The organism is Enterococcus sp. FDAARGOS_375 (genome assembly GCF_002393265.1).
Lineage (GTDB): Bacteria > Bacillota > Bacilli > Lactobacillales > Enterococcaceae > Enterococcus_D > Enterococcus_D innesii.
Genome location: NZ_CP023515.1, coordinates 487,923 through 503,929 on the forward strand (window position 1 = coordinate 487,923; position 16,007 = coordinate 503,929).

The window sequence follows — 16,007 nt, forward strand, 5'->3', positions numbered from 1 at the left end:
TTAGCCTCCTAGATACGCTTTTCTTACTTCATCACTTGCTAGTAATTCTTCTCCAGTACCTTCTAAAACGATTTTCCCCGTTTCTAATACATAGCCGCGATCGGCAATCGATAAAGCCATTTTCGCATTTTGTTCGATCAGCAGCACAGTCGTTCCTTGCTGCTTGATTTCTTGAATGATGGAAAAAATTTCTTTGATAAAAATTGGTGCCAAGCCCATCGATGGCTCATCCAGCAAAAGCAAGCGCGGTTTTGACATCAATGCCCGCCCCATTGCCAACATCTGCTGCTCACCGCCAGATAATGTCGACGCATCTTGCGAGAGGCGTTCTTTCAATACAGGAAACTTGCGGTAAACTTGTTCATAGTCTTCTTTGACACCACTGTCTTTACGCAAGAAGGCGCCCATCTCTAAGTTTTCTTGAACCGTCAAACCGGAAAAGACGTGCCGCCCTTCTGGCACCTGCGACAAGCCGTTTGCGACGATTTTTTGCGGTGCTTCTTTCTCAATTTGCTTTCCTTCAAAAGTGACGGAGCCTTTTGAAGGACGGATCAATCCAGAAATCGTCCGTAAAATCGTGGTTTTCCCGGCACCATTGGCACCAATCAGCGAAACGATCTCTCCTTGATTGACGTGGAAGGAAACATCATGAACTGCTTGGATCATGCCGTAGTGAACACTTAAATTTTGAATTTCCAGCATCAGATTTCCCCTCCTAGATAGGCTTCGATTACCCGTGGATTGTTTTTGATCTCTTCTGGTTCACCGTGGGCGATGACTTGCCCGTATTCCAGTACATAGATCCGTTCGCACACTTCCATGACCAAACTCATATCATGCTCGATCAAGAGGATCGTCAATTGAAAATCTTTTTGGATCTTATAGATCAGCTTTGTCAGTTCTGTTGTTTCCTGAGGATTCATCCCCGCTGCCGGCTCGTCAAGAAACAAAATTTTTGGCTCTGTAGCTAATGCGCGTACGATCTCTAAACGGCGTTGCTCGCCATAAGGCAAATTTTTCGCTAACGTTTGACTTTTTCCATCCATATCAAAGATCCGTAACAGCTCTAAGGCTTTTTTCTTCATGGATTCTTCGTTTTTGTAATACTTTGGCAAACGCAAGATGCTCGTCAGTAGTCCTTCTTTATGCTTACTGTTCATAGCGATCAAAACGTTGTCCATCACGGTCAAGTTTTTAAACAAGCGAATGTTTTGGAAGGTTCTTGAAAGGCCTAAATCCGCGATTTTATAAGGCTTCACGCCATTTAAACGTTTTGGCTTACCTTGGGTCTCAAAAAGCACTTCGCCTTCACTAGGCTCATACACACCTGTCAGGAGGTTAAAGAGCGTTGTCTTGCCGGCACCGTTTGGTCCAATCAACCCGACCAGCTCATTGGTATCTAGATGGAGGTCTACATGAGAAACAGCAGCTAACCCGCCGAAGTTTTTCGTTAAGCTTTTAACTTCTAATAGAGGCATCGTTGTCATCCCCCTTTTTTCTAAATTTGTCCAACAGTCCTTTTACGGAGAATTCCCAGGTTCCTAAAAGTCCGCTTGGTTTAAAGATCATGATGATGATCAAAGCCAATGCATAAATGATCATACGCAAATCAGAGAAGCCTTGCAAGTACATATTTAAGATTCCTAGCACTACTGCCGAAACAACTGCTCCTGTGGTACTCCCAAGCCCTCCAAAAACGACGATGATCAAGACATCGATCGATTTCATAAAACCGTAATCTCGTGGGAAAACCGACTGCTGATAGCTGGCATAAAGGGTACCAGCAATGCTTGCCATCACTGCTCCCATTACAAACGCAATTACCTTGTATTTCGTTGTGTTGACCCCCATCGATTCTGCAGCGATCTCATCTTCCCGAATCGCTAAAGTCGCTCGACCAGGTCCGCTATGGATAAAATTTGACACGACAAGAATCGATAGAACGGCAAAGAGAAAGACGATCTGCCAATTACTGAATTGGGGCAATCCGAAAATTCCTGCAGGGCCATTGGTCAAGCCTCGTAAGTTCACCAACAAGATCCGAATGATCTCTGCCACACCTAGGGTAGCGATCGCTAGATAGTCACCTTTTAAACGGAGGGTCGGAATCCCAACTACTAATGCGACTGCACCTGAAACCAGCATTCCCACCAATAAACCAGTTAAAAAGCCGCCAAAGGTTGGATTGCTTGCCGACAGGATCGCGCCAGCATAAGCACCGATAGCCATGAACCCGGCATGTCCCAAGGAGAATTGCCCTGAAAAACCAATGATCAGATTCAAACTGACTGCCAAAATGATGTTGATCCCGATATTGACAATGATGGCGTCAGAAAACAGATTGATCATCCCGCCGTTGTAAGCTGCAAATAATCCGAAATAAAGAATAGCTGCCAGAGCGAGCCAGATTAAGTTGTAACGTAAATTCTTTTTCATTTCTGCCACCTACACTTTCTCTTTGATATTTTTGCCGAGGATCCCAGCTGGACGAACCAACAATATAATTATTAAAATGACGTACACTAAAGCATCCTTGTAATCAGAAAAACCAAGCGCTGTCGCTGCTGTCTCCACCAAACCGATCACAAAGCCGCCTAAAGCTGCACCAGGAATGATCCCGATCCCGCCGAGAACCGCCGCAACAAAAGATTTCAGACCAGGAACGACGCCCATTGATGGATCAATGGAATTATAATACAAACCGATCAGCATCCCGCCAGCTGCAGCCAAAGCCGAGCCTAAGGCAAAGGTAAAGGAAATCGTTCGATTGACATTGATCCCCATCAAACGCGCTGCATCTGCATCAACACTTACTGCCCGCATCGCTTTTCCCATACGGGTCTTTTTCACGATCAATTGCAAGAGAATCATTAAGGTAACCGAAACAGCCAAAATCAATAACTGGACATTACTTACTTGAACAAACCCGATGGAATAAGTTTGTCGTTCAATCGCTTGCGGAAAGGGGCGCACATTGGCTGAAAAGAAAAAGATCATGACATTTTGCAAAAAATAAGAAACCCCGATTGCCGTGATCAGTGCCGAAATTCGCGTGGAATTGCGTAAGGGACGATACGCTAAAAATTCAATCGTTACCCCAAGTGCTGCACTGGCGATCATTGAAATGAACAACGCTGGGAAAAACCCTAATTGCCATTGATTGATCAAAAAGTAACCGATAAAACTACCGATCATGTAAACTTCTCCGTGGGCGAAGTTGATCAACTTGATGATGCCATACACCATCGTATAACCCAACGCTAACAAGGCGTAGATACTGCCTAGAAACAAGCCGTTGATCAATTGTTGGATCATCATTTCCATATACTCACTTCCAATATCATTTATTATGGTTCTTCTCGTCAGAGAAAAGAAACTGAGACAAACACATCAGGTCTGTCCCAGTTTTCACTGCCAAACAACTGCAGGTTTTTAAGGTTCCACAGTGTCTGCTGAGGTTTCCTTCCCGTCAGTCAATCCTAAAACAACTGCTGATTTCTCAGGGTTATGATTTTCATCCATTGTGATTTCACCTGTCACGCCGACAAAGTCTTTCAGTTCAGACAAACCAGCTGCAATTGCCAATGAATCTGCTGAGTTTTGATCTTCGATTGCTTGTTTGATCATGTAAACTGCATCATAGGCTAACGCATTAAAAGCAGAAGGTTCTTTGCCATACTTTTCATTGAAAGCTGCCACAAACGGCTCAACTTTGTCGTTTGCTGGTGCTTTGGTAGAGAAGTGGCCGGTATAGTAAACATTGCTGACATTTTCTGCACCAGCTGTTTGAACCATTTTTTCATCACCGAATCCATCCGCACCAATGATTGCTTGATCAATTCCTAATTCTCGCGCTTGCTTGATGATCAAACCAGCTTCTGTGTAGTAGCCTGGAATGAACAAGACATCGAAGTCGACATCTTTGATTCTTGTAAGAACTGCTTGGAAATCTTTGTCGCCTTCAGTAAAGTTATCTTCTAAGACAATTTCGCCTGGGTAGCTTTCTTTAAATGCTTCCGTCAATCCAATCGCGTAATCACTTGATTTGTCTCCCAAGATCACAGCTTTTGATGCATCCAAATTTTCAGCCGCATATTTCGCTAAGATCGTTCCTTGGAAGCTATCTTGGAAACAAGAACGGAAGGCAAATTCTTGCACTTTCCCACTAGTGTAAGTAATCGCATCGTCAGTACCTGAAGGAGTAACCATTGGTACTTGCGCTCTAGTCACGTTAGGCAAAGCTGCTTTCGTAGCACCAGAGGTTGCTGGACCAATGATGGCTACCACTTTATCATTCGTTGCTAAATTGGCTGCTACTGTAGCAGCTTCATTGTTATCTGATTTGTTATCTTTCGAAATAATTTCAATTTGTTTTCCAAGAACACCGCCGGCAGCATTGATTTCTTCTACTGCTAAGTCGATTCCTTCTTTTTCAGCCGTCCCATAAGCAGCTACGGCTCCTGACAACTCTAAATTGGTTCCGATCTTGATAGTATCTCCCTCTTGTTTGTTGCCACCTTCAGCAGCCCCGCTGCCGTCCGTTGATCCACCTGTTGGTCCAGCGCTACACGCTGTCAACAAAAACAAACTCGCAAACAAAAACGCAAATTTCTTTTTCATATTTTTCCTCTCCTTCACTTCCCCTGAATATGTTATCCAATATACTGAAAAATCCGGAAAATGTCAACGAATTATCAGAATATTTCACCTATTCAGAATTTATTTTTTTCGCTATAAAAAAATGGGGTTTTTAAAACACTGATCCACCAACAATGGAATCGCTTTTCAGTTTTTTGAGCAAAAAGAAAAGTAAGCAAAGTTTTTTTCCTTTGCTTACTTTTTGAACGTTTCGAATTGCTTCATTTTTTTGTCAAAAGGACGTTTGAAAACATCACATCTAGATGTTAGCGGCTATTTCTTGGATACAATGCTTGAAAATTGGCTGCTGCCCCAACTAGATTGGCGTCATTGCGATAGTCACAAAGCTTGATCAGTGGGACAAAATCATTTAAAGCTTGATCTGCCAGCATTTTTTTCAACCGTTGATCAACTTCTTGTAATAAGCCTTTTTTGGCACTGACACCGCCACCGATAATGATCACTTCAGGATCAAAAGCAAATTGAATACTGAACAGTCCTTGCGCTAAATAGCGGTAAAATTTATTGACTTCCTCGATCGCAATGGCCTCCCCATCTTCTGCGCGTTGAAAGACCTCTTCGCCGGTAATTGTGGCTCGATCTACACCGATTCGATCACAATACCGCCAAGCCATCTGAACCGCTGTCCCTAATTGCGAAAATGTTTTGCCTTGATCCAAGATCATCAACCCAAATTCGCCACCGTATAAATGTGCCCCACGGACTAGCTCACCATTTTGAAACAGGGTGCCGCCAACGCCTGTTCCAATCACAACGAAGGCAGCTTGCTGAAACTCTTTGCCCGCTCCTTGATAAAATTCAGCCATCCCAGCGCAATTGGCATCATTTTCGATGGTTACTGGTACCCCAAATGCTGTTTCGAGTTCTGAGTAAATATCAAACCCATGGATATAAGGGATCGCACTGATGCCGTCGATCCGCCGCTCTTGGGCATTGACCGCACCCGGCGCACTGATCCCGACCCCTTCGATCTCTTCGTTTACGCTTGTTCTCACTTGCTGCAGCTGGGTTTTCATTTCCTCCCAAGTATTTGGAGTAGTAAATTTGCCTTTACTCACCAAAGAATCTTGTGACCAGACGCCGTATTTTACTGCTGAACCACCCATATCAAAGACTAAAATCGCCATTTTTTCCCCTCAATCCTTTATTATTCTGATACTATCTATTTTACCGTAAGTCCCCGCATGAAGAAAGCGATTTCCGATAACAATAAAAAAAACAGCCTAAAATCGACATAGACTATCTCTATGGGATTAGAGCTGCTTTTCCAAAATAACTTGATCGATCAACTGCTGCCCATTTTCGAAAATCGGTTCAGCATAGTGGGTGGTGAAATAATTTTTCACCCGGTCTTTTTCAACATAGCCTTGCTTTTGGTACAAAGTCAAGGCTGCAGAGGGCAGACTACCGGTTTTGATCACGACAAGAGGGTGTTTTGCACCTTGCTGCTGACTAAGAATCGCTTTTTCGGCAGCTTGCAACAATTGACCCCCAATGCCCCTTCCTTGCTTTGCTGGGGAGACAGCCACATTCATTATCTCCCACTTTGTGCCTTGGTCTTGATACACTAAGACACCGATCACTTCTCCATCTTCTTCATAAACAAGCGTCTGGCTGTCATATAGATAGCCTTCTACAACTGTTTTTTCAGGATCCGCATCCAGCAACAGTGACCAAGGATACGATTCATTAGGGTGGATTGGACGAATCATGTTTTTCTTCCTTTTCTTTTTCTCTTATGTTCGTTTAACTTTTCCGATAACGGTATGTTGGTTTGACTTTATCATCAGTGTTACGTTTTAACGTAAAGGTCTGAGGCACGTAGTCGATTCCCCCCTTTACAAAAGGATGGCACCGTAAGATACGTGCGATTCCCATCAAGCCTCCCTTAGCAGCCCCATGGACCTGGATCGCTTGGATCATGTATCCTGAGCAAGTCGGATAATAACGACAGCTAGGAGGAAATAATGGGGAAATAAAACGTTGATAGAAACGAACAAAGCCAATCAAAAGTTTACTCATTTCTTGCCAACCTTTCTTTTTATGATCACGATGCAGTAAAGACAGATAGAAAAAACTAGGACTCAGCACGAGGCGTAAGTCCTAGTTTTGGTTTACTTCATAAACTCAAAGATATGATTCCAAAGACTTGGAGAGAAGACTTTAAAAGGACTACCGTCGCCAATCACTCCATAGCCAATCATTGTTCCAGCTAAGAACAATAAAATAGCTAACAAAATGACGATTAGAATTTTTATCAAGCTAGTTAGAATGTAACGGTTCAACTTCACTTTATTCTCTCCTACTCCTACTAAGCGTTTACTGGTACGGTTTCTTCAACTGCTTCAGAAACTCGTTCCACAGAAGCACCTAATTGCTGCAATTTTTCATGGAATTTGTAATAGCCACGATCCAAATATTTTAGATTGCGGACACGTGTCCGACCAGTTGAACGCAGACCTAATAAAATCAACGCTGCGGCAGCACGTAAATCCGTCGCATAGACCAGCGCACCTTGCAATTCATGACCGCCTTCGATCACTGCTATGTTGCCGTCGATTTTGACATGAGCATTCATCCGACGCATTTCTTCTAAATGTTGGAAACGATTCTCAAATACCGTTTCATTCACAACACTTGTTCCAGCTGCTAAAAGTTGAATAGCAGACATTTGCGCTTGCATGTCCGTAGGAAAACCTGGGTGAGGCATTGTTTTCACATCTGTTGCCTTCAATTTTTCAGGTCCAACGACACGAATCCCTTCAGCTACTTCAGTCACTTCTGCGCCCATTTCGATCAATTTTGAAATCAATGGACGATTGTGTTCTGAGATTGCATCTTTAATAATAACGTCTCCTTGAGTCATCGCAGCTGCAACCATAAAGGTTCCTGCTTCGATACGGTCTTGGACGATCGAATGATCTACTGCATGCAGGTGTTCGACCCCTTCGATACGCATCGTTTCGGTTCCTGCACCAAAGACCTTGGCACCCATTTTGTTTAAAATGTTTGCTAAATCGACGATTTCAGGTTCACGAGCGACGTTTTCAATGATGGTGATGCCTTTAGCTTTTACGGCAGCCATCATGATATTTTGCGTTGCGCCGACACTTGGGAAATCCAAGTAAATGCTATTGCCTTTTAACTCATCGGCGATCGCTTCTATGTATCCATCTTTTTGGATGATTTGAGCGCCTAGTGCTTGAAATCCCTTCAAATGTAGATCAATTGGTCGTTTGCCGATTGCACAGCCGCCAGGCATTGCCACTTTGGCATGACCATTACGGGCTAACAAAGGTCCCATGACTACGATTGAAGCGCGCATTTGGCTTACATACTCATACGGTGCTTCGATCGCTAACTCTTGTGATGCATCGATCGTCATCGTATTGTTTTCTTCTTCAAAATCGATTGCGACATTTAAATGCCGAATCACTTCTTTCATTGTTAATACATCGGAAAGGATCGGTACATTTGTTAATGTCGTTGTTCCTTCTTCCGCTAATAAGCTTGCCGCTAAGATAGGTAGAACAGCATTTTTTGCCCCTTCGATCTTCACTGTTCCAGTTAATCGATTACCACCTTGAACGATCATCTCTTCCATTTATGTTCCCTCCAAATAATGCAGTGACTCACACAAATCTTGCCAATTATAGCATAATATTCGGTGTTTTTGCATATATTAATGAAATTCTTAAAAACCTGTTAAAAATAAATTACGACATAACGCAATCAACTCAAGGAAAAAAGTACTGGCGGTGTAGCCTAATGCAATCGCAAGAAACACCATGACCATTCGTATCTGAGTCGTTCGTAAGGCTTTAAAAAAAGCATCGATCCGCACAGATTGCAATGCCCAAAATGCTAAATAGATGAACGCTAAATGACTCACGATTCGAATGATTGCATCAATTCCATACACTTGCATACTTCCTGCTCCTTTTTTCATAATTGAACATTCCTATCATACCACAAAGATGTCAAGATAAAAAATAATCTTTCTTGAAACCTTCATGAAAAGACTTTAAAAAGTTTTTAAAACGTTTTCTTGGAGAAACAAAAAAACAAAGGCAAGATGCCCTTGTTTTTTTAGGAATGTTTTGACACGTTGATTCGATTGATGGCGCGGTGCAAAGCAACCGTTGCGCGACGAAGCTGGTCGATATCTTCGACTTGTTTGGCCTCTTCGATTTGACGTTCTGCACGTTGTTTTGCTCTTTCTGCCCGTGAAACGTCGATGTCGCGATCACGTTCCGCACTATCGGCTACGATAGAGACAACATTGTCCCGCACTTCAAGGATACCGCCATTGACGGCGACCCAGTCGACGTGAGTATCCGAATCGATCCGTTTGACCCGGACTTCATCAATCGTCAAAGGAACGATGATTGGGGCATGATGCGGCAAAATACCGATCTCGCCATCTGTCGTACGTGCAACCACGATTTTCGCGTGGTGATCGTAAACCAAACCAGCAGGTGTCACCACATTGACTGTTAAAAATTGATCCATGAGGTTCCCCTCTTTCTTCGAGGCTGGTTAATTAATAGCCAATTTTTTTCGCTTTTTCAATGACGTCTTCAATTCGTCCTACACTACGGAAGGCTTCTTCTGGAAGATCATCATATTTTCCTTCAAGAATCTCAGCAAAGCCTTTGATCGTTTCCTCAACTGGTACATAAGAACCAGGTTGTCCAGTAAACTGTTCCGCTACGTGGAAGTTTTGCGACAAGAAGAATTGAATCCGACGCGCACGAGCCACTAACGTTTTTTCTTCATCAGACAACTCATCCATCCCTAAGATAGCGATGATGTCTTGTAGTTCGCGGTAACGTTGCAACGCATGCTGTACTTCAGTCGCTACTTCATAGTGTTTTTCACCAACGATTTCAGGTGCTAACGCACTAGAAGAAGAAGCCAGTGGATCAACGGCTGGATAGATCCCTTGTTCAGTCAATTTCCGTTCCAAGTTGGTTGTTGCATCCAAATGGGCAAAAGCAGTCGCTGGTGCCGGGTCCGTGTAGTCATCGGCAGGAACATAGATCGCTTGAATAGAAGTAACCGATCCTTTTTTCGTTGAAGTGATCCGTTCTTGTAATTGTCCCATTTCGGTTGCTAGTGTCGGTTGATACCCAACAGCAGAAGGCATCCGACCTAGTAAGGCAGATACTTCAGAACCAGCTTGCGTAAATCGGAAAATGTTATCGATAAACAAGAGTACATCTTGTCCTTCTACATCGCGGAAGTACTCCGCTAAGGTCAAACCAGTCAAGGCAACCCGCATCCGAGCACCTGGTGGTTCGTTCATTTGTCCAAACACCATGGCTGTTTTTTCGATAACGCCAGATTCTTTCATTTCATTATAAAGGTCGTTTCCTTCACGTGTCCGTTCACCAACACCTGTGAAGACAGAGATCCCCCCATGCTCTTGGGCGATGTTGTGGATCAGTTCTTGAATCAAGACGGTTTTACCAACACCGGCACCACCGAAAAGACCAACTTTCCCCCCTTTTAAATAAGGGGCTAATAAGTCGATAACTTTGATCCCAGTCTCAAGGATCTCGGTACTTGTTGACAATTCATCAAAGTCAGGAGCTTTTTTGTGAATCCCACTGCGGGGTGCTTCTTCAGGGAACGGCGCTTCTAAATCGATAGTGTCTCCTAGGACATTAAACACCCGTCCTAAGGTGTCTGTCCCAACTGGAACAGAAATGGAGGCGCCTGTATCGATTACTTCCATTCCTCGTTGTAAGCCATCTGTTGATTCCATGGCAATCGTACGGATAACGCCGTCGCCAAGTTCTAAGGCAGCTTCTAACACAACTTTTGTTTTCTGCTCATCTTTTTTGTAAACAATCAACGCATTGTTGATATCTGGTAATGATTGGTCTAGAGAGAATTCCACGTCAACAACGGGACCAATGACTTGAACAATCTTGCCTGAACTCATTCGTATTCCTCCATTCGTTCTTGAAACTATTCTAACGCGGATGCCCCCGCCACAATTTCAGTAATTTCTTGGGTGATTGCGCCTTGGCGCGCTCGGTTGTAAGAGATCGTCAAGTCCCCAATAATATTTTTGGCATTATCTGTTGCTGTTTTCATCGCTGTCATTCCGGCAGCATGCTCGGCTGTTTTTGCGTCAACAATCGCACCATAAATCAAGCTTTCAGCGTATTGAGGCAGTAATTGATTCAAAATCGCTTCTCTGGAAGGTTCAAACAAGTATTCTTGTTCATAACTTTCGGCTTCTTCAGGATCTAGATCGGAAATCGGCAACATTTTCTCCACACGAAATTGGCTAGTCAATGAGTTGATATGATGGTTATAACACACATATAATTCATCGAAGACTTCGTTTTGGTACATCGTTGTCGCCAATGTTACGATTTTACGCACCTCGTCAAAGCTTGGTTGATCCGAAAGGTTTCTTAACTCGTACGCCAAATTGATGCCCCGTGCTTTGAAAAAGTCGGCGCCAGTTGCACCAATGGCAATCATGACATACTCTTCTTCTTTTGCATGGTCTTCATCCAACATGGTCATCATTTGCTTCAAGATGGAACTATTGTAGCCGCCCACTAGACCGCCATCAGAAGTGATGACGATATAGCCTGTGCGTTTGACCGGACGACTAACCAACATACTGTTATAGTTCACACCATCTTTAGGACCGGAACCTGCAAGATCGGAAAGCTGCTGCGCAGTTAAATGCGTAACAATTTCACGTACTTTGTTGGCATACACTTGAAACTGTTTCGAATGAGCTTCAGATTTTGTTAATTTTGCAGCTGAAACCATTTGCATGGCCTTTGTGATTTGGCTGGTTTTTTTTGTTGAGGCAATTCGTTGCTTGATTTCATTTAATGAAGCAGCCATTTTCTCTCACCTCTTTTATGCGTTTTGCATTGTCGATATTTTATCTTGCGGCGTCACCCGAGAACTGTTGGATGCCATGAAAATATCTTTGAATGCTTTAATGGTGTCATCTAACAAGCTTTCTTCTGGCAAGTCTTTCGTTGTCCGAATGGTTTCAAAAATCGTTGCTGCGTTTGCTTCGATATATTCAAATAATTCTGCTTCAAAGTCCAATAGTTTATTGACTGGCACACTATCAATGAATCCATGCGTCAAGGCATAAAGAATCACGACTTGTTTTTCTACTGCCAATGGTTCATGCAGTTTTTGCTTCAAGATTTCAACGGTTCGACGACCGCGGTTTAATTTGGCTTGTGTCGCAGCATCTAGATCAGACCCAAACTGCGTAAAGGCCTCTAGTTCGCGATAGCTAGCTAAGTCCAAACGCAAGGTACCAGCAACTTTTTTCATCGCTTTGATCTGCGCAGAACCACCAACCCGTGAAACAGACAATCCAGCCGCTACGGCAGGACGCACACCAGAATAAAATAGGTCGTTTTCTAAGAAAATTTGTCCATCTGTGATAGAAATCACGTTGGTTGGGATATAGGCTGAGATATCCCCTGCTTGTGTTTCAACGAACGGCAATGCCGTCATTGATCCACCGCCTAGTTCATCACTTAATTTCGCTGCACGTTCCAATAAACGAGAGTGCAAGTAGAAGACATCCCCTGGGTATGCTTCACGACCTGGCGGACGGCGTAGAAGTAGAGAAAGTTCACGGTAAGCGACTGCTTGTTTTGATAAGTCATCAAAGACGATCAAAACATGTTTGCCGTTATACATGAATTCTTCTCCCATCGCAGCCCCAGCATAAGGTGCGATATAAAGCAGTGGTGCTGGTTGTGAAGCACCTGCTGAAACAACGATCGTGTAATCAAGTGCACCGTAACGGCGTAATGTTTCTACTTGTGCACGAACCGTTGAGTCTTTTTGGCCAATAGCGACATAGATACAGATCATGTCTTGCCCTTTTTGGTTGATGATCGCATCAATAGCGATCGTTGTTTTCCCAGTTTTCCGGTCACCGATGACTAATTCCCGTTGGCCACGACCGATTGGTACTAAAGCATCAATAGCTTTTAAACCAGTTTGCATTGGTTCCGAAACGGATTTCCGTTGCATAACACCTGGTGCAGCTGCTTCGACTGGGCGTGATTTATCTGTTTCGATCGGACCTAAACCATCGATTGGTTGCCCTAATGGATTTACTACCCGGCCAATTAATGCATCGCCGACAGGAACTTCCATGATTTTACCGGTTCGTTTTACTTTGTCCCCTTCACGAATGGTTTCAAAATCACCTAGGATGATGATCCCGACATCGTTTGACTCTAAGTTTTGTGCCATCCCATAAGAACCGTTTGAAAACTCAAGCAGTTCTCCACTCATGGCATTTTCTAAACCGTGGGCGCGGGCGATCCCGTCCCCAACGTATGTGACAGTACCGATTTCTTCTACAGAAAGTTCGTTCTGATAATTTTTAATTTGCTCTTTGATCAAGGCACTAATTTCTTCTGCTTTGATGGCCATCCGATTCACCTCTTATCTCTTGTTTATCTGCCGATTTTTTGTCGCAGATAATCCAGTTGGCTCTTAATACTACCGTCGATCACTTGATGATTTGCTTCAACGATGACACCGCCTAAAATCGTTGGATCGATCGTTTCTTTCAATTGTGCCTGCTTGTACCCAAGCTTATCGGCGATCTGCTTTTCAATTTTGCTTTTTTGTTCTGCTGACAAAGCAACAGCCGTTGTGATCGTTCCGAGAACAAGACCTTGATATTCATCGTAACGACGTTCGTATTCATCAATGATCAGCAATAGATCATCCATGCGATCATATTCATAAACGATCTCTAAGAAATTTCTGACCAAGCCTTCAAAGCCCTTCAGCAATTGATCGACTAATTGTCTTTTCTCATGAAGATCCAAACGGTTATCGGTCACGATTTGGCCGAATGTTGGAATCTCCTGATAAATCTGACGCAAGGTCATTAATTCTTGGTAAACTTCTGTCAAGCGTTGTTCTTCCATCGCCAATTCGAACAAGGCTTTTCCATAGCGTTTTCCCACTGTGAATTTATCGAGTTTCATTAACTGAACCCAAGCCTTCGATATATTGATTGATTAGGGATTCATGATTTTCGGGAGTCAATTCGCGGCCTAAGATTTTTTCTGCGATTTGAAGCGAAAGTTCTGCCACATCATCTTTCACTTCTTTTAACGCAGTTTCTTTTTCAAGGGTGATATCTGAGTTGGCTTTTTCTTTCAAACGAGCCACTTCTTCTTTGGTCTCGCTCAAAATATTTTGCCGACTCAATTCCCCGCTGTCTTTGGCGCTCTTGATGATCTCCGCAGCTTCAGAATGAGAACGTGCCAATTTTTCTTGGCGTTCTTTTTCTAATTTTGCTGCATTCAAGCGTGATTGTTCCGCTGAATCCAAATCATTGGCGATTTTATCTTCCCGTTTTTGCATCATGCTACTGATGGCATCCCATGCAAAATGTTTCAATAAGAATAGCAAAAGAAGAATTGATCCGCTGACAACGATAATATTGCCAAGCATTGGATTTTGAACTTCCGCTATAACCAACTGATTTAGCATAACGATTCTTCCTTTCTGAAAGTCATTGTTTCATTAGAAAAAAGCAAAAACGAGTGCAATTGTTCGTTTCTGCCTTTTCGTGCTTGTCTTATCGGAAGACTAATAACAGCGCGATAACTACCCCTAGAATCGGTACAGCTTCGACTAGCGCTACCCCGATAAACATTGTTGAACGTAGTTGACCTGACATTTCAGGTTGGCGTGCCATTGATTCGATCGTTTTTGCGATTACTTGTCCGTTACCATACCCTGCACCAATTGCTGCTCCGATAATTGCTAATCCTGCTCCAATAAAGTTCATTCTTTTTTCCTCCTAATTGTATGTCGATTCGATTAATGTTCTGCCACGGTTTTGTGGCTCATAAATACCATGGTCAATGTAACAAATACATAAGCTTGGATCGCTCCAATAAAGAGCGAGAAGCCAATCCAGATTATTTCTAGCGGCATCACGATCGGCAATGACCACCAACCAAGACTAATAAACATGTTGGCAATCAATCCTAATAACACTTCACCAGCGAATATATTTCCATATAAACGCAAGCCTAACGTGATGACATTCGTAAATTCTTCGATGATTTTTAGCGGCAATAAAAAGCCCACCGGTTTCAGATACGAATTGATCAAGTAATTTTTGAAGCCCAACGACTTGATCCCAAAGAAATGTGTCAAGGAAATAACCATAAGTGCGAGTGTCAATGTAACAAACGGGTCTGCTGTCGGACTTTTCCATAAGGTAATGTCATCTGTCGTCACGATTTTCGTGACTAAGCCGATCTCATTTGCCACAAACACAAAAAGAAACATTGTTACACCGAGCAAATGAAAGTTGTTCACTTGAGATCCTGGTAGATTGTCCGCCACGATGCCACGAACAAAGTCAATGACCCATTCAATGAAGTTCTGCTTCCCTTTCGGTTTCATTTGCAAGTTACGTGTACAAATAAAGACCACCAAAAAAACAATGATACAAGAAATGATTGTCATCATAGCTACAGTTCCATCAAACCATATAGGACCGATATGAAACATAAGCGATTTATCTTCCAATCTTTCTCACCTCTTTTCCTGTCATCTCCAGAAAAAAATCTGGTGTTACAATGCGTTTCCTCTCATAACAATCGGTATCATACCACCACGAATGGAAAATTTCAAAGCATTTTCAAGAAAATTAGACAAAAAACTCACAATGCTAAAAATCCTAAATTAAGTGAAAAATCCTCGTGTCGCTATGTGGAAGAAAAAGCCTGTTAAATCAACAGATTTCCCTTAAATGCTACCAAATTTAGCGTGATTTTCAAAGCAATAACCTCTGTCGGATTCTAAAAGAAGTTCTTAGAAAATTAGAAATTTCTAAGAACTCGGTCAATTTGTCTTTCCTGATCTTTGCGTTTTAAGGATTCGCGCTTATCATACTCGCGTTTTCCTTTCGCTAAACCAATCAAAACTTTGGCATAACCATCCTTGATATATACCTTTAATGGCACAATCGTCATACCAGTATTTTTTGTTTCGCCAATCAAACGAGCGATCTGCTTTTTGTGTAGCAACAGTTTTCTCGTCCGCAATGGATCGTGATTAAAAATGTTGCCTTGCTCGTAAGGACTGATATGCACATTGACTAAGAATGCCTCACCGTTACGAATGCGCACGAAGCCGTCTTTCAAATTGATCCGACTGTTGCGAATCGCCTTGATCTCGGTTCCTTGCAAGACGATCCCCGCTTCGATCGTATCGAGGATCGTGTAATCATGGCGGGCCTTTTTGTTTTGGGCGATTAATTTCCCTTCTCCTTTAGGCACGGGCCATCCCTCCAA

The 16,007-nt window shown here is 42.9% G+C and carries 20 protein-coding genes; all 20 read right to left on the reverse strand.

From position 1 onward, the window contains the following. Positions 1-702 carry an ABC transporter ATP-binding protein gene (locus tag CO692_RS03270; RefSeq protein ID WP_005234392.1) on the reverse strand — a complete coding sequence of 234 codons (702 nt, stop codon included), beginning with the start codon at positions 700-702 and terminating at the stop codon, positions 1-3. After that, positions 702-1,478, reverse strand: coding sequence for an ABC transporter ATP-binding protein (locus CO692_RS03275; RefSeq protein WP_008380898.1), 777 nt, complete (start codon positions 1,476-1,478; stop codon positions 702-704). Before CO692_RS03275 ends, CO692_RS03270 begins: the two co-directional genes overlap by 1 nt. Further along, on the reverse strand, positions 1,459-2,436 hold the full coding sequence (locus CO692_RS03280) for a branched-chain amino acid ABC transporter permease (protein WP_005228744.1): 978 nt from the start codon (positions 2,434-2,436) through the stop codon (positions 1,459-1,461). Before CO692_RS03280 ends, CO692_RS03275 begins: the two co-directional genes overlap by 20 nt. Before the next feature lie 9 nt (positions 2,437-2,445). Further along, positions 2,446-3,324, reverse strand: a complete 879-nt coding sequence (locus tag CO692_RS03285; RefSeq protein WP_005228742.1) for a branched-chain amino acid ABC transporter permease — start codon at positions 3,322-3,324, stop codon at positions 2,446-2,448. Between the two features lie 108 nt (positions 3,325-3,432). Further along, positions 3,433-4,620: an ABC transporter substrate-binding protein gene (locus CO692_RS03290; RefSeq protein WP_096741542.1), complete on the reverse strand. Its 1,188-nt coding sequence runs from the start codon at positions 4,618-4,620 to the stop codon at positions 3,433-3,435. Positions 4,621-4,904: 284 nt separating this feature from the next. Then, positions 4,905-5,786, reverse strand: a complete 882-nt coding sequence (locus tag CO692_RS03300; RefSeq protein ID WP_096741543.1) for an ROK family protein — start codon at positions 5,784-5,786, stop codon at positions 4,905-4,907. Between the two features lie 126 nt (positions 5,787-5,912). After that, on the reverse strand, positions 5,913-6,371 hold the full coding sequence (locus CO692_RS03305; protein WP_096741544.1) for a GNAT family N-acetyltransferase: 459 nt from the start codon (positions 6,369-6,371) through the stop codon (positions 5,913-5,915). Between the two features lie 34 nt (positions 6,372-6,405). Continuing rightward, positions 6,406-6,681 (reverse strand): membrane protein insertion efficiency factor YidD, encoded by a 276-nt coding sequence (gene yidD / locus CO692_RS03310; protein WP_206600723.1) that lies wholly within the window; start codon positions 6,679-6,681, stop codon positions 6,406-6,408. 92 nt (positions 6,682-6,773) lie between these two features. After that, positions 6,774-6,950, reverse strand: a complete 177-nt coding sequence (locus CO692_RS03315) for a DNA-directed RNA polymerase subunit beta (protein WP_005228723.1) — start codon at positions 6,948-6,950, stop codon at positions 6,774-6,776. Positions 6,951-6,970: 20 nt separating this feature from the next. Beyond that, the gene (murA, locus tag CO692_RS03320) at positions 6,971-8,263 is read right to left on the reverse strand and encodes a UDP-N-acetylglucosamine 1-carboxyvinyltransferase (RefSeq protein ID WP_077452891.1); all 1,293 of its coding nucleotides are present in this window, start codon (positions 8,261-8,263) and stop codon (positions 6,971-6,973) included. Between the two features lie 90 nt (positions 8,264-8,353). Further along, the gene (locus CO692_RS03325; protein WP_008380880.1) at positions 8,354-8,587 is read right to left on the reverse strand and encodes a DUF1146 family protein; all 234 of its coding nucleotides are present in this window, start codon (positions 8,585-8,587) and stop codon (positions 8,354-8,356) included. Between the two features lie 161 nt (positions 8,588-8,748). Next, positions 8,749-9,171 carry a F0F1 ATP synthase subunit epsilon gene (locus tag CO692_RS03330; protein WP_005228716.1) on the reverse strand — a complete coding sequence of 141 codons (423 nt, stop codon included), beginning with the start codon at positions 9,169-9,171 and terminating at the stop codon, positions 8,749-8,751. A gap of 31 nt (positions 9,172-9,202) precedes the next feature. Further along, positions 9,203-10,609: a F0F1 ATP synthase subunit beta gene (atpD, locus tag CO692_RS03335; RefSeq protein WP_086291912.1), complete on the reverse strand. Its 1,407-nt coding sequence runs from the start codon at positions 10,607-10,609 to the stop codon at positions 9,203-9,205. A 26-nt stretch (positions 10,610-10,635) separates the two neighbouring features. Next, entirely contained in the window at positions 10,636-11,538 is a 903-nt protein-coding gene (locus CO692_RS03340) for a F0F1 ATP synthase subunit gamma (RefSeq protein ID WP_005228710.1), read from the reverse strand. 15 nt (positions 11,539-11,553) lie between these two features. Then, on the reverse strand, positions 11,554-13,110 hold the full coding sequence (atpA, locus tag CO692_RS03345) for a F0F1 ATP synthase subunit alpha (protein ID WP_005228708.1): 1,557 nt from the start codon (positions 13,108-13,110) through the stop codon (positions 11,554-11,556). A 23-nt stretch (positions 13,111-13,133) separates the two neighbouring features. Continuing rightward, entirely contained in the window at positions 13,134-13,676 is a 543-nt protein-coding gene (locus CO692_RS03350) for a F0F1 ATP synthase subunit delta (protein ID WP_016619750.1), read from the reverse strand. Next, positions 13,663-14,187: a F0F1 ATP synthase subunit B gene (atpF, locus tag CO692_RS03355; protein ID WP_005228706.1), complete on the reverse strand. Its 525-nt coding sequence runs from the start codon at positions 14,185-14,187 to the stop codon at positions 13,663-13,665. Before atpF ends, CO692_RS03350 begins: the two co-directional genes overlap by 14 nt. A gap of 88 nt (positions 14,188-14,275) precedes the next feature. Beyond that, positions 14,276-14,488 carry an ATP synthase F0 subunit C gene (gene atpE, locus CO692_RS03360; protein WP_005228705.1) on the reverse strand — a complete coding sequence of 71 codons (213 nt, stop codon included), beginning with the start codon at positions 14,486-14,488 and terminating at the stop codon, positions 14,276-14,278. 32 nt (positions 14,489-14,520) lie between these two features. After that, the gene (gene atpB / locus CO692_RS03365) at positions 14,521-15,240 is read right to left on the reverse strand and encodes a F0F1 ATP synthase subunit A (RefSeq protein WP_096741545.1); all 720 of its coding nucleotides are present in this window, start codon (positions 15,238-15,240) and stop codon (positions 14,521-14,523) included. A gap of 293 nt (positions 15,241-15,533) precedes the next feature. After that, positions 15,534-15,992, reverse strand: coding sequence for an SsrA-binding protein SmpB (gene smpB, locus CO692_RS03370; protein ID WP_008380870.1), 459 nt, complete (start codon positions 15,990-15,992; stop codon positions 15,534-15,536). Positions 15,993-16,007 lie beyond the last annotated feature (15 nt).